Below are 19,494 nucleotides of genomic sequence, written 5' to 3' on the forward strand. Positions count from 1 at the left end.
AACATAAGATCACCATCCCGGATTTTGAATTAATCCATAACCTTTGTTAACTTCTGTTGATGGGAACGGCTGTAAGAACCATTTATTATCAAAGCTACTCCACCAAGCACGAGCACCATTAGTTATCGGGAATACTTCGTAATCAAAATGAGAAGGTTCATAATATGAAGGTGTGCCTTGCTTTGCTGAGGGTCTGTCACCATTATACCACTGTGACTCTGATCTCTCCCAAACACCGGTAGTTGTATTCTTAACCAAACGATAAATACGAAGGCCATGTAATGTCTTTGCAAACAAATCAGCACGTTTGTAACGAACCATATCAAAATAACGAGTATCTTCAAAACCAAGCTCGCATGCACGTTCACGCATTATTTCGTCTAACAAATTTGCTTTGTTTGTTGTTAAGTCCTTTGTAGGATTACATTGAACAAGTCCCTTAAGCCCAACACGACTACGTACATTGTCTACATATTTAATAGCATCAACATTGTCATCATCTGCCTGCAATAAAGCTTCTGCATATACCAAATAGATATCTGACAAACGAAGTACATCCCACTGAGGATAATGCGAAGAAGAATACATGATGTCACCAACAACGTATTTATTTATACGATAGCCTGTTGCATAGCAACCTGTTGCTGTTTTCTGGCCAGTTCCTCCTTGGGTACCACCTACCCAAATTTCATAGTTTGCACCTGAAGTATTACCATTTGCATCATTAACGACCTGTAAAGCTCCATTAACATCTGCAGTTTCGTAAAGACGTGGATCTCGTGTATAAACTCTATGCTGCAACATCTGCTGATTTTTAACAGTATCGCCCTTTACAAACATCTGATCAAGTTTCCCTGCACTCTTAGCCGCATTAAAATCAAATGGTGTACCATCAGCCCAAGGGAACATTTCGGCATATTCTTCTGTAAGACAATAAGCAAGACGATCGTTACCTCTCAAATAAAGCCACTGATATTGTGAGTCTTTCTGTGAGTTGGTTACACGAACAGAATGAAGTATCTCTGGGCTACCCTGATCCCAATATGCAGAACGGTATGCATAACGGTATGCCTCTTGTGTATTTGCTGTAGGCTGTACAAGTTTGTAAGTACCATTTGCAGCTAATGCATCAAAGAAATCCTTACAAGCATTTTTACATGCTGTCCAACGGCTTCTATCATAACCGCCATACCATACCAGACTATCTTTTTCTGCATCAGTTGTATTTCCATAATATCCTTTATCTGAATTGAATAATGGAGATGCAGCAAACTGAAGTATTTTACATTTAAGAGCCATTGCTCCAGCCTTTGTCCAATGGCCTGTTTCAGAAGCAGCATCATCAGCACCATATGCCCAAGGTAAAGAACTTGTCTTAGCAGCATCATCAAGCAAATTGACCATGAAATTTACGGTCTTTTCTACTGAAGCACGTGGCATTTGTACACCATATGAAGACTCAGAAGTAGTAAAAGTTCCGGTAATCAATGGTAAACCACCATAATGACGGAACATATTGAAATAAGCAGAAGCAATAAGACATTTTGATTCTGCAACCAAACGATCTTTTTCATCCTGCTCCATATTAGGAACTCTATTGATATTTTCTATCAATTCGTAAGCTCTACGCACAAGAACCCATGTATTCTCTGTAAGGAATCCATAAACGCCACCAGTACTAGATGCAGCTGCTGCATTAAATGATCCTTGATAATATTGATTCCATATTGTAGATTTTGAAAATGGCAGCTCAAAGCAATCAGACAGAGACTCTACCTGACCATTAAAGTAATTGGCAGATTGTGGTGCATCATTAGATGAACGCCATGGCAATCCATAATACTGCAAAGTATAAATACCTGCCAAAAACTGCCTCGTGTATTCTGGATTATTGAAAATAGTATCCTGAGTAGCATTACCGCCAGGAGCTTTTTCCAAAAAAGAATTTCCAAAAGCTATATTATCGGTACACGAACTAAAGCCTATAGATGCAGCAAACGCTACAACAGCCCCGATAAAAAATTTATTATTTAGTTTCATATAATATTTTATTTTTCTTTCAATGTTAATCATATTAGAAACCGATCTTTAAACTAAGAGTATAAGTTCTCTGCAATGGATATGAAGGTGAACTACTTGCTCTGGTCTCAGGATCGCCCCAAAGATAAGGGGTGAAAGTCAGGAGGTTGTATCCACTTAACGCCAGCTGTAACTGATTCATACCAATACGCTTCATAAATGGGAAATTGAAATCGTAAGCTATTTGCAACGTTTTAAGACGAAGATATTTACTATCCTTTTCATATAATGTAGATGCTACATAATTTTGAGATGCATTAGCCCATGTCGCACGTGGATATTCTGCATTTTGAGAAGGATTATCGGCTGTCCATGTATGTTCAACTTGATATTTAAGCAATCCACCTTGATCATTATTAGAAGAGCAGAGGAATGGCTCCATAAAGACACCAGAAAGCATACGGCTAACATCCCAAGCAGCAGTCCACTGTGTATTTAAGGACAAGTTTTTCCATGAGAAACCAAAAGTTAATCCACCTATATATTGAGGATCATCTGTATGACCATAATCACGACTCATATCATCTGCATTAATAACACCATCATGATTTAAATCTACATATACAGCATCACCTGGTTGGAGATTGTCTGCGACAATCTGGGTAGGAAGATTTTCACCATACTTTGCTTTATATCTAGCTGCGGTACCAATATTATTGGCAGAAGGATTTTCATAATACTCAAAGAACAAATATTGACTACGAGCACCAATACGATGACCTTTAGCATACTGATAGTCGTTGCTATATGGCTTTTCTTTCTCTTCTACTACCTTATTCTGGTTGTATGAAAGGTTAATTCCTGCCCAATAGCGGAAGTCTTTACCTATTTGATCCTGCCATTTAAGAGACAATTCCCAGCCCCAACTATTTACGACACCAAGGTTAGCAAGAGGAACTGTAAATCCGATAATGCTAGGGGCCGTGTAATCATTAAGCAAAATATTAGTACGGTGCTCACGATAATAGTCGAATGTACCACGCAAACGATCGTCCAAGAAATTAACATCTACGCCATAATCCTGTTTAAAGGCTTTTTCCCATGTTACATTTGGATTGTTTTTGGGACCTTCGTAAGCACCTTTGGTAACAGTACCATTATTTACACCGAAGTTATATGCATATCCACCACGTGAAAGATAGCTTGTGCTATTAACATAATATGGGTCTGGCATATACATAAAACGTACACTGTTGTCACTTCCATATTGGTCGTTACCAACAAGACCCCAACTAGCACGTAACTTCAAGAAACTTATGAACTTTTTTAATGGTTTCCAAAATGGTTCCTCACTGGCTACCCAACCAATAGAACCTGCAGGGAATGTACCAAAACGTTTGCCCTGTGCAAAGTTCTCTGAACCATTATGACCAACATTGAACTCGGCCATATAACGGTTGTTCCAGTCGTAAGTAACACGACCAACTAAACCGACATATCCGTGAGGGATATCTGAATAAGCAGCAGGATAATATGTCTTGCTCTGGTTGTACAAAACTAAAGCAGACAAGTTGTGCAAACCAAATGAATGACTATAATTCAAAGATGTTTCGAAATACCAGTCACGGTCTTTATCTGTAGTTTCATCACCATATGATATTTGAGAGCCATCTGTACCGGTTCTCTTATATCCAATAGTACCATCTTTCAACAATACAGGAGTATAAAGGGCTCTATCCATTGTTCCGTTTTTAGTTACATAATATGTACTGTTATAAGAACCTTTAATCTTAAAGAGCAAACCCTTTGTAAGGAAATCGAGTTTTTGAGATAACTGAAGGTCTATCTGACTTTTGTTAGTATTATTCTGATTAAATCCTGCTCGACTTCCACTATAGGCATAATATGTCATACCAGATCCACCAACAAAAGGCAACTGGTCTGTACCCATATCGGCATAATTTGTTGCAGAAGTAACTAATTTACCATCAACCAAGCCTGGACTAGAAAAAGGAGTAGCCTCATACATTGCTTTGATAAGGCCTGAAGATCCACCACTAGTCATTGGGTTATTTGCAGTACTTACATTACCGGCAACATTAAATGAGATTGTTGTTGTCTTTGTAATGTCAAGGTCAAGATTACTACGATAATTGAACCTATTGTACTCGTATCCATAATTCATTGGCAATCCAAATTCTTTGAACAGACCGCCCTGTGTGAAGAAACCTACATTAATAAAGTAACGTGCAGTCTTTGTTCCACCAGAAATACTGATATTATGCTGTGTCTGAAGAGTTGATTTTTTCATTATGTAATCATCCCACTTCGTATCCGGATAACGGATTGGATCTGAGTGATCTTTGAATTTTTGAATAACAACATCTGAAAATAATCTCGGTTTTCCATCATTGTCCTTCATCTGGTTGTAGAATGTAGCATACTCATATGAGTTGGCCTGTTCTACCATTTTAGTAGGAGTCAATATACTGAAAGATGTTGTGGCTGATATTTTAGCCTTTCCTTCCTGACCACGTTTGGTCGTGATAAGAATAACGCCATTAGCACCACGTACACCAAATACGGCTGTAGCGGATGCATCTTTCAATACTGTTATACTCTCAATTTCATTGGGGTCTACATCGTTCATTGAACGCTCCACACCATCAACCTGTACAAGTGGACTTGAATTGTTGAATGTAGCCTGTCCACGAACAAAGATGCTAGCAGCATCATTTCCTGGCTCACCTGAATACTGTACTGAAGTAACACCACTTAATTGTCCGGCAAGGACATTGTTTACAGAACTTACCGGTGTACGTACAAGGTCTTCGCCTTTTACACTTGAAAGAGCACCTGTAACGGTAACTTTCTTCTGCACTCCGTAGGCAACGACCTCTACATTCTGCAACATAGTAGTGTTCTCTACCAATGTAACTTTCATTCCACTATGTGCAGATACTGTCTGAGTATCGTAACCAACATATGAAATTTTAAGTTTTGCACCGGCTTTAGCCTTAATATTAAAGGCTCCATCAAGATCTGTAATAGTACCCTGTGTGGCACTACCACCCACAACCGTTATGGTTGCACCGATAACCGGTTCTCCTTGAGCATCAACAACTGTTCCTGTAATGAGGCTTTGCTGTTGCAATTCATTTGTGGCAGCCATTACAGTCTGAACACTAAAGAAAGACAGAAATGCCATAACCGTAAAGAATACGGCGACAGACAGGATTGTTCTCTTTGAAAATTGTTTATTCATAATTATAATTAATAGATTTATTTATTACTCTAAAACTTATCAACTTTTTTACCGTTAATTCTAACGTTCTTTAATTTCATATTTTGTATTGTTCCCTCTTCCAGAAGATCTGCATCATTCTTAACATTACAGTTCTCAAAATAGAAGTCTTTCAATACATACTTCTCTGATTTGCCTACATCAAGAAAATTATCGCTTTTCACATTAATATTTCTAAACATTATGTTATTGCACATAGACATTGGCATATCGTCACGCTTCTCAATATTATAAAATTGTGTCCATGGACGAACAACCAGGAAACTGGCACAGTCACCACCAACATTTTCTACCGAAAGATATTCATAATGCTGTGGCGTATCAGGACGCATCTTCAACCATATTACACGATTAGCATCGTGAACATAACAACGGCGGAATACTATATTACGGTCATTCAAAGATTCACTACCAAATGTAAGGCATCCATGAACAACGCCATATCTGCAATCCTCAACTATTATATTATAGTTAGGTCCATTAGTTGTATCCTTGTCTGCCCATGTTCCTTTTCCTCCTTTTAATACAACAGCATCATCATTTACACTCATGTAACATCCATGTACTAATACGTCATGACAATAATCAATATCTATTGCATCACTACTTGGAGCTTTTATTCCTGAGGTAGGCGCATAAATATAACAATTGATATACTTCACATGATTGCTGCGGTATATATGGTTTGTCCAAAAGCCACTATTAATAAGGTGAACATCTTGTACCTGTACATTTGTACAATTGGATATATAAACTAAACGTGGGCGCATTGCTTCCAGATTAGTACAATCTCTGTTTATTCTGCGACGAATCCAGAATTCTTCCCAAAAGCGTGTGCCATTACCATTAATGGTACCATTGCCGGATATCGTAAAACCATTAAGTCCGTCTGCATTTACCAATGCAGAGAAATAATCCAGTGTCTGTCCTTCGAGACGAGTTTTAACGATATTATAATATTTAATTGCATCTATTCCCTTTAATGTTGCACCATCAGACAAGTAAAGGTTGGTTCCCTGTTTGAAAAAAATAGAACCGCTAAGGAAAGTGCCTTTAGGAAATACAATCACGCCTCCACCATTAGCATAAGCAGTATCTATAACTTTCTGTATTTGTTCGGTCTGTACGATACTGGAATCGTTTTTGACTCCATAATCAGTAATTACGTACTTTCTTCCAAGATTATCTACATTGACTTTAGTCGTATCATTAAACCACTGCGGTATTGCTGTTCCATCAGGGAAAACAGACTGTTTGTTTTTTGCACTTAAACCTATGGTCATCAATGATGCGGTTAATAGTATCAGTTTTAACTTCATTATTATTAGAGTTTGTTAATTACGCCTGCAAAATTAACATGCGTTTATATAAGAAATGTGGTAATTTTGTTCGTTTTATATAAAAATCGTACGTTTATTAGCTATTTTGCGCTTTTAACATTTTCTTTTTCGTTTACCTTAATTAATAGTCCTGTAAGGTCTTTTATATTAGTATTTTTAAAAATTAATCCTTTTTGAGCCTTTATATTACAATTTTTAAACATAATGCTACTTAAAGGCATTTCGTCGTATCCTATTATCGATCCTACTGTTTGGCATGTACCGCTAACATTTATTATCTGTATATTCTTTAATTCTGTTAATTTCTCTGCTGCTGGAGCCAACGGCGGAACCATCCTCCATCGCATATTTATATCAAATACTGTGCGTGGGTTCTTAAGAGTTATATCTTTAAAAAGGATGTTTTCAATAACACCACCTCTGCTCGGTTGTGACTTGATACGAATACCGCCGGCATTTTCGGCATCCATAATACAATCTTTCACAGTGACATTACGAATACCACCTGATACTTCACTACCTATGTCTACACCGCTATGTCCATATCCAAATCTACAATTACTAATCAATATATTTTCTGAAGATCTTCCTATCATGCGACCTTCCTCATCTTTACCTGATTTTATAGATATACAATCATCGTTATCTTCAATATCGCAATTTGTGACAAAAACTTTAGATGATGAATCGATGTCTATACCGTCAGAACTGGGGATAGTATGTTCTGCTCTGATAACAGTACCATCAACTTTGAAACTGTCGGTATATAAGATATGAACACACCATGATGCCTGATCTTTGAGTAAAAGTCCACTCAATTTTCCTCCATCACAACGTGTAAAGCACATAAGTCTTGGACGACCACTCGTTCCAAAAGGATGTGATTTCCACTCTACTCCCCTACCATCTATTATACCTTTACCGCCTACCTCTACATTTTTACAGTCATTAAAGTTTAAGAGTGCTGATTTCCACATTTGTTCCTTACCTTCAAAACGTGTAGACACCAAAGGAAAATCTTTTTCATCTACTGTAGATGTGAGTTTGGCGCCTTTATCCAAAAACAAATTTACGCCTTTATGAAAAAACAAGGCACCTGTAATATAATCGCCTTTGGATATTACCAGTGTTCCTCCACCATTATTATATATGCTATCTATTGCTGACTGTATATAATGTGTATTTATCGTTTTGCCATCACCAATAGCTCCGAAATCTTTAACGTCATAACGTTTAGACTGTTTGTTAACTCTAAGCATCACCGTCTCATAAGGTTTCATTTCCAGATCAACCCAGGTACGGTCGTCTGCAATACGAGAATCAATATGAGAGATTTTACCGGTCTCACCATTCCACGCTTCAGCTTTTCCTATAATATCCATTCCGATAGAAAATTTCTGATTACGGTGACCTTCATTGAATATGAAATAGAATTCTCCATCAGGTGTTATTCTACGGGTATATCTGATATCTATTGTCTGGTCTACGGGCATACGTTTTGGTTCACCTCCACGTCTTGGTGCATTATTTACCTCTTCGGGCTGGTTGTTTTTGACAACAATCTCTCCACGAGGCATAGCTGCATCCACATTAGCGGTATATTCATCAGAAGGTTCAACAAACTCAGAATCACTTTTAACAAAAGTCTTTGCATCTTCAAATGTTCTGTCTATTATATAATAAGGTGTACTACCCCAGAACAAGACCTTTCCACCTTCCTTTTCAAAATCTCTTATAACATGCCATGCCTTCTCTGACAAAGCATCGGCAGATGGTATTATCAAGGTATTATACTTTTGTCCACTCTTATTCTGCAAATAACCGTGACCTACATTTATAGCTTCAGTGAATGCATCATCATCAATATAATCGAAATCACGTTTATGCTGAAGTAATAAATGCGTTATCCTTTTTACTCTTTCGGCAGCATTATTATTACCCAGCCACAACGAATTAGTAGGATAATACATTGCTACACGCGCACCTGGAATTCCTTGTGTGAGGATATATGCAGTACGATTGGTATAATCGTTCAACTTATGCATACCTGGTTGAGAAATCCATCCTTGGTTCTCTGAACCTGCAATCCAAAACATAAATTCGAAGAAATTAATTCCACGTACCATCTGGTAATCTAATACATACTTGGCTTCTGTTATAGTAGGAATATTATAGTATGCTGCAAAACTTTCACTGAAAGAGCGTGGTTTGCCATAGACATGAGCTACTGAAGATGCGTATTTAGGAAAATCGTTCACAGTATCAGGCCATATCTGATTCCAAATAGCATCAATGCCCGGTATTTGAACCTTATTTAAATCACGGAACAGATTTCCTTCAGACTTAACACAAGCTGGCATATTGTGATCGTTATTAAGATGGGTGACATGTGCCATACCATTTTTACCACACCAATCTGCTACTTGCTTAAAATAATTGTCGGCAAATAACCTAGACCAGACATCCCAGTAGTCAGCTTTGAAACGTCTCTCCTTTTCTGTCTGTGTAGGTGCAACCAATGATGCCAAATACAATTTAGGATCATAGCCCTTTATTACTCTAAAAGAGTCTATGATGGCAGGTGTAAAAGGAATATATGAATAATCCGGTTCATCACCACGAAATCCTAATACAGTCTTGCCGAACTCACCGCCAATATATTTTTTATATTGTTCGTGAGTCCAGTCTATAAATTGTCTTACTGCTTTAGGATTCATATAATCCATTTGTGAATAACGTGTATCTTTTGCCCCTGTAGGATTGTTAACGCACCTTGTCTGACCGGTACGAAAATCTGGTTTTACAATCATTATCCTCCATGAATCCATTCCTGCCGAAAAAGATATCTTATGATCTGATATCTGAACTTCTTTATGCAGACCTGAAGTATTGCAAATAGCAACCGCACTAATGGCATTCTTATCAATCTGGGAATTAGTCAAAACCTCTCCTGAACTTACATTTATGACTCCACAACTGACCAAAGCCTGCATACGAAGATAAGGACGTTCTTCTGAAAACTTACCTCCTGCAAAACCACTTGGATATTTACCTTCATCTATTATCCAAACTTTCATTGCACGTTTTTTGGCCTCATTAACTATCAAACTGACCATTTTGAACCAACCTTCAGATAGATACTTACATGGCAAGTGATATCCGGCCTCCAAAATTACAGCCTTAAAACCACGCGCCTTAATAGAGTCCAAATCACTACATATCATCTTCTTGTCAATATTACCTTCCAATCCCCAAATTACATGACTTGCATATTCAGAAGGTGGGTTGTTAAAATTCTTATTTAACAAAGACAATGGTTTTTCATGAATGCCCAACCATGATTTCTCCTGACCCAAAATTGGCATAAAGCAGAAAATGGCAAAAGCAGACATCAATAATTTAATAGATATAGATTTCATAAAATGCTATTTAATATAAATAATGTGCAAAATTAGAATATTTTAGCATCACTATATTGAAATAAATGGTTTTATAACCATGATTTTTGGCATTCATATAAAGATACTACATAGTGTAATCGATTTTAACATAAGGAGTGGCAAAAAGACACAAAAATGACAGATTATTAATATTTTATGCAAAAAGTAAGAAAAAAGAAGAGAAAATAGAAAAAAACTATTAATTTTGCAAATCGTACAGCAATTGCGCTAAATTATGTATTTATCACAAAATAAAAACTAGTATGGGTAAAAAAAGATTGTTCCCGCTATTACTTATTATTTTCTTTACAGCATTGACATTTAGCAATGCTTATGCACAAGAGCCAAAAGAAGGAGAAAATATTGTAATCAGCGGTAAGGTAAATTACGCAAACGGAGAACCCCTCGTAGGTGCTACAATTAGACTTGTAGGCACTAAAATCGGAACATCTGTTGATGAAACCGGGCATTACGAATTGCATGTTAAAAAATCAAATCACTTGCAAGTGGTATGTTCTTTCATCGGATGTAAATCTGTTACAGAAAATGTAGGTAAAGAAGGTTCTGTACCTCTAATCATAATGAATGATGACGATACTCAGACCACAGCCGAAGTAGTAGTAACAGGATATCAGCAGATAGACAAGAGGAATCTGACAAGTTCTGTTACATCTGTTAACATGAAAGATCTTGAGAGACCTGGTATTTCCAGCCTTGATAAGATGTTACAGGGACGCATACCAGATCTTGTAGTTACCAGCAGTAGCGCTGAAGTTAATGCTGTACCTAAAATACGTATTCGCGGAACATCAACACTCATAGGAAACCGTGAACCACTATGGGTTGTTGACGGTATTATCGTAAGTGATCCGGTAAACTTATCTGCAGACGTTATAAACGATCCTGATTATGTAAACAGAATTGGTAATGCAATATCAGGAATAAATCCTCAGGACATTGACCGTATTGATGTATTAAAAGATGCTGCAGCTACAGCCCTATATGGTACACGTGCTGCTAATGGTGTAATAGTAGTTACGACAAAGAAAGGACGTGCAGGAAGACCTATTATATCTTATAATTTCAATGGAACTTATCGTCGCAGACCAAGATACACAGATAGGAAGATTGATCTGATGAACTCACAGGAACGTACTGATATTTCTAAATATCTTGTTGGTAAACATTATACATATCCTAGTGACATGACTTATTTCGGATACGAAGATGCTGTTAATAAGCTGTATAATGGAACATATACGCAAGATCAGTTTAATGCTGCTGTCGCAAGATCTGAGACTCAAAACACAGACTGGTTTAAATTACTAACTAGCGATACTTTTTCGGCAGACCACTCTGCAAATATATCTGGTGGTTCTGACAAATTCAGATATTATGCGTCACTGGGATACACCGATGACAACGATGTAATAAATAATAACAATAATAAAAGATACACTGCTTCTACGAACCTTGATTTTACAATAAATGAGAAGTTTAAAGCGTCAATGCAATTGAATGTGTATCACACTAACAAGAGGTATAATCAAGACGATATTTCTCCAATTGATTATGCTTACCGAACTAGTAGAGTTGTACCTGCATATAACGACGACGGTTCTTATTTCTATTATAATAGAAGAGCTAACACAATTCAAGGAGTTATGAGTTATAATATACTCAACGAACTTGACAATAGCTACCAGAAGCAGACTGAGAACGGTATGAAAGCGACCATAAACCTACGATATACGCCTAAAGACTGGCTTTTCTTTAACGGCATTATGTCTTATAGCACTACGAATACAAATATCGAGGGATGGTATGGTGAAAAGAGCTGGTATGCAGGTAACTTAAGGAAAACGCCATATGGAGTAGAACCTAATACTGACAGCCAGATGCCTTTTGGTGGTGAATTATCTAATAATAATGTTGATCAGAATAACTGGACTGCACGTATACAGGGTAACATCAATAAATATTTTGGATCAGAATCTCAGCACAATATTAATCTTGCTGTTGGTTTTGAAGCAAATTCCACACATTATAATGGAAACAAATATACGCAACGTGGATACTATGCAGACCGTGGTAAAAAATTCGTAACAAGTATACCTGAGAAATACAGTACATACCTATTATGGCTTGGTACTAATGTGCCTAATATAACAGATACTAAGACTAACTTACTTTCTGTATATGGTACATTATCATATAGTTATAAGCAGTACTTCACTCTTAATGCAAATACGAGATATGACGGTTCTAATAAATTTGGAGATAGATCTAATGAGAAGATTCTTCCTGTTTGGTCGGCATCGGGACTTGCCAACATAAAAGAAATAGCAAAAATAAAGACTAAATGGATAGATGCTCTTAATTGGAAAATTTCTTATGGTGAACAAGGTAACATGCTTGAGGGGCAAAGTCCTGTACTGACGCTTACCAAAGGATCTTATGATACACACTATGGTGAAATGACTTCTACGACAGCTAATAATGCCAACCCTGACCTAAAATGGGAAAAGACCCACTCTTTCAGTACAGGAATAGAAACATCATTCTTCAACAGCCGACTAATGGTAGAGCTTGAATATTACTATAAAAAGACTACTGATGCATTTATGAATAAAACCATTTCAGATATAAATGGTTATACTTCTTATGTTGTAAACTCTGGTGAAATAGTAAATAAAGGTTATAACTTTTCTGTAACAGCAACTCCTATCCAAAATAAGAATTGGAATTGGCTTTTGTCAGCATCTTTATCTAAGGTAATAAATACTATGAAGACTGCTCCCGGAGAAGATTCATATACGTTGAATGATTATCTTAATGGAACTGCAATAATAAATGGACAATCAATAGGGACATTCTACTCTTATAGATTCATTGGACTAAATCCAGAAGATGGAGGTCCACTATTCGACGACTGGCAGGATAGATCAAACGAACTACTTGGACTAAGTAAGTACGAGACCTTTATGAAAGTTCTTGCTAAGTCAGGAAGAAGAGATCCAGATATTACCGGAAGTATAAGCAGTACTTTGAGCTATAAGAATTGGAGACTTGGCATATTAACGGATTATGCTTTAGGAAATAAGGTTAGATTATTTAAGGTTTTTGCACAAGGTGCTAATGTAGATGTTTCCGGACCAGGTAACATTTATCCTGAATACAATCTGAACAGAGCCTTACTAAATCGCTGGGTTAAACCTGGAGATGAAGCTTATACTAATATACCATCGATATTAAGCAAAACTGATTTAAACTTTTACAAGTATGATCAGCACTGGTCTGCAGGAAGTAATTACAAAGGCGTACAGATTGCGACTGATTCATATACGATGTACGATTATTCAGACATTAGAGTTGTCAACGCAGACTACATACGTCTGGCAAGTCTGAGTCTTACATATGAACTGCCAGAAAAGGTATTACCTAAATTAGGGTTGCAGAGATTGTCTATCACAGCATCCGGTAATAATTTATATACATTCTGCAATAGTAAACTAAAAGGACAGACACCAACTCAGGCTGGATTTGCAGAAGTTCAACTTTCCGACAATCCATATTACACAATAGGAGTGAATATACAATTCTAAAACTGACAGACATGAAATTAAAGATATATTTATATACTATAGCCGCAACTATGATGATGTCTAGTTGTTCTGGCTTTCTGAAAGAGTATTCTCAAGATACTGATTATGTGCGTTCTTGGGAGGATCTTGATGAATTACTTATTGGAGACGGATACTTACCTCAATTTCAAAGTGATTACCTTTCAAATGTCGGAGATAATCAATACTTCATTCATTTCCTAGGCGATGAACTTGATGAAAATACTACCACTTATAGTGGTGACTACATGCAATATGATGGAAAGGAAAGAGTCTTCGGTTATTTTACATGGCAGGCAAGATCCGGACAGAACGATTCGTATACAGGATTCAATAAAGAAAATGATAACTGGGAACAGATATATAAACATATAAATGTTGCAAACAATATCATTTTTTCTGCTAAAGATTTATCTGAAGCTACACAAAGTAATAAGCTAGGGAAAGAAAAAGTGGATGGGGAAGCTAGATTTTTAAGAGCATATTACTATTTTTTCTTAGTGAATCTTTATGGTAAGGCTTATACACCAAATACGGCATCCACTGATTTAGGGGTTCCAATAAAGACATCAGAAACTGTTGAAGACAAGTCATTTCAGAGGAACACTGTACAGGAATGTTATGATTTAATACTAAGTGACCTTCAGACGGCAGAAACTGAATTGACAGAATACGGAAGTCAAAAATCAATATATAGAGCAGACTCTACTGCAGTCAACTTTCTTTTAAGCAGAGTATATCTTTATATGCAAAATTGGAAGAAGGCATCTGAATATGCACAAAAAGTGATAGACAGTCATCCTGACCTTTTACAGCTAAACTCATTGCAGCAAAACAAAGGTATTGTATCAACATCGTCTGTTGAGAACATTTTTTCTATGGGAAGTAGTGCTTTGTGCGATATAACTCTTGACCAATACAAAAGTTTTACTATTACAGACAGCATATACAATCTTTACTCAGACAATGACTTGAGAAAGACTAAATTTTTCTGGACTTACGGCAAATTTCATGGATATAAGAAATTGGATATGGTAAATGCTAATCTGACACAAACAGAAGATATGCCTGACTATTACTATAACGCCTATGAAAGTCCATGGAGCAAGAGAATGTCCGACATGTCTGATAAATTCTTATTCAGATCATCTGAAGCATATCTCATCAAAGCTGAAGCTGAAGCCTACATGGGACACGAAGAAGAAGCACGTACACTAATAAATACACTACGTCAATACCGCTACAAACCGGGAACTGATTATAAAGTTACTGCCAGCGGTGAAGATCTTGTTAAACTGATCCGAGATGAGCGCGAACGTGAATTATGCCTTGAAGGACAGAGATGGTTTGATCTTCGCCGTTATGCTATATGCGAGAAATATCCGGAATCAAAGATAATAACACATCATTATTACTACTATGTAGATCGTCAATCTAGCGTAAGAACTTCTTGCCATACATTTACTCTTGAGCCCAATGACTGGGGATATGTTCTTCCAATACCTCATGAAACATTAAATGCCAATGTTGGAATGCCTAATAATATGAGAGGAGAAAGAACTTATAAAGTTGAAACTGTGGAATAAAAATATGAAAGAAATGAAAACAATAAAAATATTTGAAACTTTAATATACTGCAGCGTATTGTCTTTGTCCCTAGCTTCTTGTGCTGATAGCGAAGGCTATATAACACCAGAAGCTCCGGAAAAGAACTATTTTGCTGTAGATAACAAAGCTACTGATGAAGAATCTATACTTAAAAGGCAGTTCTATAAGGATAACGGATGTTACTTACTTTATAATGATACATTGAGAAATGATTCAATAGGTAAAAAAGCTAACGGCGAAGTTATATATAAAACAGAAACCATTGACGTACCTTATGTAATGTCATCACAAATTACGGTTGCTTATAAATACAATTATATTAAAGACCTTGATAAGAAAAAGGCTGCTATTGATTTTATAGATAAATATGTATTGCCACATTTAAGTGCAAAACTTAAACCATATTCATGGTTACTTGTGAATGGTATAACAAAATATACTGCTCAAGATAATGCCTATACTTATGATTCAGAAGAGACAACTGTTGTTGGTAACAGAGCTACGGCTGTTGCATTAGAAACTGCTTTTGATATGGACGAAGATGAGTCTAAGCAGTTTGCGAAGGATCTATTAGCATCTATATTGGCTGCTAAAATATCTATTCAGGACGCTAGCCTTATAACACCTTTCACAAAGTTTTCTGCTAGTCTTTATGAAACACAAGCATCATCCACACCTGATAATGATGACTCAAACCTTGAATTAATGCAAGAGAATGGATTCATATGTAATCACTTATTTTGGGGATATACATCATATGGAACATTCCCTAGTAAGGATGAAGATGCACAAGCTTTTGCAAAACTTGTAGTTGAAAAGGACGAACAAGAGGTGAGAGATATGTACAACAATGATACAATAATCCAAAAGTATCTGGCCATGAGACAAATCATACTTAATCTTGGTTATATTTTCTAATAAATAAACAGATAGATATATGAAAATAAATAAATTAACGTTATTACTACTGACCTCCTTATTATTTATAACAAGCTGTAGTAGTGATGATAACAACAATATTCCTAATGTGCAACCTGCTTCTAAAGGAGTATTTACAGACGTAAGAGACGGAAGAGAATATCACTATGTGCGAATCGGAGACTTAGAATGGACGACTGATAACGCAAAATACAATACCGGTGATGACAATACACGAAGTATTTATAGCACTCAAGAAATCATTGGCGACGAAAATTCCATAAATGATTCTTTGACAGTTAGTAAGTATGGTTATCTATATTCTTATGAAGGAGCAAAGCAAGCAGCACCTGATGGCTGGAGACTGCCATCAGACGAAGACTGGAAAAAATTGGAGATTGCACTTGGAATGAGTAAAAGCGATGCTGACGCAGATGGATGGAGAGGCAGTTATCAGGCTACACTCATGCATCAGGAAGATGGCACACAGCTAAACATGGAATACGGTGGGTTTTTAGACGGTAACAGCACCGCATACAATTTAAAATTCTATTTTATTGAAGCCTTCGGATATTATTGGACAAGTACTTATGATGAGAAAACAGGAACAGCTTTTTTAAGAAAAATAGAATATAATTCAGGAAAAGTATATCGCCACACATCAACTACAAATAATATGATGAGTGTAAGATTTGTAAGAGACGCAAAATAACAACAAATATATGATAAAATACTTAACAGTAAGTCTTCTTTTATCTGTATCCATATCTTGTATGGCACAGAAAGGTTTCACAATAAAGAGTGAAATCCCTGGAATAAAAAATGGTGTTGTGGTTGGTTTGATTACTGCTGAAGGCACTATTAATGAAGAAATCGCTGTGGACACAGTAAAAAATGGGAAATTTATCTTGAAAGGTAAATTAGATCACCCCAGATTGTGTACACTGACTACTAATAATCTGTATTTACTAGGTAACGACTCTGACGCAAGCAAAATACACTGGACATATACTACTGTTTTTGTAAGTAACACTAATATGACATTTACGGCAACAACTTACGACAGCATATCTAATGATGCCCCAATTGGGAAGTGCTTTAAAGTAACGGGAGGACAGCCTCAAGCAGATTTCAATGACTATAACTTATCTAAAATGAATCCTATTGAATGGGCTAAAGCTCACCCCCACTCTGCTCTCTCAGTTAAATTCGCGAACGACTTTATTAAAGGAGGTTCCGGACTTACAAAAAATCATGTACAAGAAATAGAGAATATAATAAGTACTGTCCCTGATGATCCAATCCGCCTAGAACAATTCCGTCATAATTGTGAATTTGCAAAACAGACTGCAGTTGGAGAGAAGGTTCTTGATCTACCATTATTTGACACAAACAAGAAAGCAAATAGACTTGTAAACATTATACCTAAAGGTAAATATGTACTAGTGGACTTTTGGGCATCATGGTGTGGGATATGTCGTAGTGCTATACCTGACATAAAAGCTATTGCTAAGAAATATCCAAACATTGCCATAGTAAGTGTTAGTGATGACCGCAAAGATGATCAATGGAAAAATGCTATGGTAAAAGAAAACATGCCATGGAAACAATATTGCCTTACAGCAGATGGCGGAAAACAGCTATTGGAAAAATATCTCATAACAGGAGTACCTTTTTATCTTATTGTCGACCCTCAAGGACGAATTGCCAAAGTACCACAATATGCAAGTGACATAGACGATTATTTTGCTACAATTAAATAACAAATATTAAATTAAAAATGAAAAGATTAATTTTATCTGCTACAGCAGCACTAATGCTGTCTTGTGCTTTTGCTCAAAGCGCAGGCTACAAAATTTCAGGCAAAGCCAACTTTGCCAAAGATGGTGATAAAGTATACATTGCAAATATGCAATATATCAACCTTATCCCAACAGACTCTACTGTTGTAAAAGACAAAAAGTTTTCCTTCACAGGAAAACAAGATGCAGCTGCTCTAAAGTTTCTGGTCTTAATGCAAGACGGAAAACCCTTGTCAATAAATGACATTATTCTTGAAAACATTGATATGCAGGTAGAACTATTCAATGACTCAACAAAGAAACCAGCAGATGTTACCGGTAGTAAAAGTACAGAACTATGGAGAGAGTTTTGCAAACTAGATAAGGAATTTTCAACACCACAAGAGGAATCTTGGAAAATTGTGAACGATAGTACTGCAAGTGAGGCCGCAAAGAAAATAGAAAGAGCAAAACTTGACTCTATAGATAATGTACAAGAGGCTTTCAGAACAAAGTTTATTTGTGAACATACTCCTTCTTCTTTTAGCGATATGCTATTTGGATATTTTTACGAAGCACTCGGAGCTGAAAATCAAAAGACAATCATAGAGACTATGAAATCTAAAAATTGTGATTTCCCATATTACAAAAATATTGTAGCACAACGTGAAGCAGAAGCAAAAACAGCAGCAGGTCAACCATATACAGATATTGCATTACCCGGGGTTGACGGAAAAATAGTAAAAGTATCAGATTTCGTAAAGAAAAACAAGCTTACACTTATAGACTTCTGGGCTTCTTGGTGTGGCCCTTGCCGTGCAGAAATGCCGAACGTAATAAAGGCGTACAAAGAATATCACCCAAAAGGATTTGAGGTTGTTGGCGTATCGCTAGACAATAGCAAGGAGGCATGGGTAAAAGCTATAAAGGCTCTTGGTATTCCATGGAAGCAAATGTCAGATCTCAAAGGATGGAATAGCAAAGGTGCAGCTGCATACAATGTACGTTCAATACCTGCCACAGTTCTAATTAACCAAAAGGGTGAAATAATAGCAAAAGATCTTCGTGGTGAGGAATTATCAGCAAAACTGGCTGAACTCCTAAAGTAAGCTGGACATATACTTGTACTTACAAGTCTTTTATAACAAATAAGGGCGTATCACTTTGATACGCCCTTATTTGTTATATTACTACATAAATAATAGTATGTATATCAGTTATTAATACGTTTGCATATTTTTATTTAAAATTTATTATTGTAAAAAATACAAGATTTATAAGAACCTATTATTCAGTATAAAGAATCCAGCAATTATATATTGCGTTATACCTATACAAAAACAATATTTTAATAGATAAAAAGCCCATATTTATGCTTTTCATCTTGGCTCAAAGTTCTTTGATTGCATTCATGCAATCTATTAATAACTCTGATAAATGAAACAGCAATATTGTTTTTAA

The 19,494-nt window shown here is 36.4% G+C and carries 10 protein-coding genes; 6 read left to right on the forward strand and 4 right to left on the reverse strand.

The annotated features are described in order from the left end of the window. Positions 1-9: 9 nt before the first annotated feature. The 4 genes from XYLOR_RS06735 to XYLOR_RS06750 all read right to left on the reverse strand — a co-directional run bounded on the left by XYLOR_RS06735 (position 10) and on the right by XYLOR_RS06750 (position 10,082). Complete coding sequence (locus XYLOR_RS06735; RefSeq protein ID WP_036880844.1) at positions 10-2,040, reverse strand: RagB/SusD family nutrient uptake outer membrane protein; 2,031 nt, start codon at positions 2,038-2,040, stop codon at positions 10-12. A gap of 34 nt (positions 2,041-2,074) precedes the next feature. Further along, entirely contained in the window at positions 2,075-5,227 is a 3,153-nt protein-coding gene (locus XYLOR_RS06740; RefSeq protein WP_374057300.1) for a SusC/RagA family TonB-linked outer membrane protein, read from the reverse strand. 86 nt (positions 5,228-5,313) lie between these two features. After that, positions 5,314-6,642, reverse strand: coding sequence for a rhamnogalacturonidase (locus XYLOR_RS06745; protein ID WP_036877996.1), 1,329 nt, complete (start codon positions 6,640-6,642; stop codon positions 5,314-5,316). A gap of 101 nt (positions 6,643-6,743) precedes the next feature. After that, entirely contained in the window at positions 6,744-10,082 is a 3,339-nt protein-coding gene (locus XYLOR_RS06750; RefSeq protein ID WP_036877998.1) for a glycosyl hydrolase family 28 protein, read from the reverse strand. 284 nt (positions 10,083-10,366) lie between these two features. Here XYLOR_RS06750 and XYLOR_RS06755 point away from each other — a divergent pair, with 284 nt between their 5' ends. The 6 genes from XYLOR_RS06755 to XYLOR_RS06780 are packed head-to-tail and all read left to right on the forward strand — an operon-like array spanning position 10,367 to position 19,142. Then, on the forward strand, positions 10,367-13,708 hold the full coding sequence (locus XYLOR_RS06755) for a SusC/RagA family TonB-linked outer membrane protein (RefSeq protein ID WP_245601963.1): 3,342 nt from the start codon (positions 10,367-10,369) through the stop codon (positions 13,706-13,708). Between the two features lie 11 nt (positions 13,709-13,719). After that, on the forward strand, positions 13,720-15,312 hold the full coding sequence (locus tag XYLOR_RS06760; RefSeq protein ID WP_036878000.1) for a RagB/SusD family nutrient uptake outer membrane protein: 1,593 nt from the start codon (positions 13,720-13,722) through the stop codon (positions 15,310-15,312). Between the two features lie 13 nt (positions 15,313-15,325). Continuing rightward, the gene (locus XYLOR_RS06765) at positions 15,326-16,252 is read left to right on the forward strand and encodes a hypothetical protein (RefSeq protein ID WP_169730559.1); all 927 of its coding nucleotides are present in this window, start codon (positions 15,326-15,328) and stop codon (positions 16,250-16,252) included. A 19-nt stretch (positions 16,253-16,271) separates the two neighbouring features. Further along, complete coding sequence (locus XYLOR_RS06770) at positions 16,272-16,964, forward strand: FISUMP domain-containing protein (RefSeq protein ID WP_036878005.1); 693 nt, start codon at positions 16,272-16,274, stop codon at positions 16,962-16,964. Positions 16,965-16,974: 10 nt separating this feature from the next. After that, entirely contained in the window at positions 16,975-18,015 is a 1,041-nt protein-coding gene (locus XYLOR_RS06775; protein ID WP_036878007.1) for a TlpA disulfide reductase family protein, read from the forward strand. A gap of 17 nt (positions 18,016-18,032) precedes the next feature. Then, the gene (locus tag XYLOR_RS06780; RefSeq protein ID WP_051508916.1) at positions 18,033-19,142 is read left to right on the forward strand and encodes a TlpA disulfide reductase family protein; all 1,110 of its coding nucleotides are present in this window, start codon (positions 18,033-18,035) and stop codon (positions 19,140-19,142) included. The last annotated feature ends 352 nt before the right edge of the window (positions 19,143-19,494 follow it).

This window comes from Xylanibacter oryzae DSM 17970, assembly GCF_000585355.1.
GTDB lineage: Bacteria > Bacteroidota > Bacteroidia > Bacteroidales > Bacteroidaceae > Prevotella > Prevotella oryzae.

Coding starts and splice junctions, on each gene's coding strand:
- XYLOR_RS06735 (WP_036880844.1), bottom strand. CDS start 2,040: ATGAAACTAAATAATAAATTTTTTATCGGGGCTGTTGTAGCGTTTGCT.
- XYLOR_RS06740 (WP_374057300.1), bottom strand. CDS start 5,227: ATGGCATTTCTGTCTTTCTTTAGTGTTCAGACTGTAATGGCTGCCACA.
- XYLOR_RS06745 (WP_036877996.1), bottom strand. CDS start 6,642: ATGAAGTTAAAACTGATACTATTAACCGCATCATTGATGACCATAGGT.
- XYLOR_RS06750 (WP_036877998.1), bottom strand. CDS start 10,082: ATGAAATCTATATCTATTAAATTATTGATGTCTGCTTTTGCCATTTTC.
- XYLOR_RS06755 (WP_245601963.1), top strand. CDS start 10,367: ATGGGTAAAAAAAGATTGTTCCCGCTATTACTTATTATTTTCTTTACA.
- XYLOR_RS06760 (WP_036878000.1), top strand. CDS start 13,720: ATGAAATTAAAGATATATTTATATACTATAGCCGCAACTATGATGATG.
- XYLOR_RS06765 (WP_169730559.1), top strand. CDS start 15,326: ATGAAAACAATAAAAATATTTGAAACTTTAATATACTGCAGCGTATTG.
- XYLOR_RS06770 (WP_036878005.1), top strand. CDS start 16,272: ATGAAAATAAATAAATTAACGTTATTACTACTGACCTCCTTATTATTT.
- XYLOR_RS06775 (WP_036878007.1), top strand. CDS start 16,975: ATGATAAAATACTTAACAGTAAGTCTTCTTTTATCTGTATCCATATCT.
- XYLOR_RS06780 (WP_051508916.1), top strand. CDS start 18,033: ATGAAAAGATTAATTTTATCTGCTACAGCAGCACTAATGCTGTCTTGT.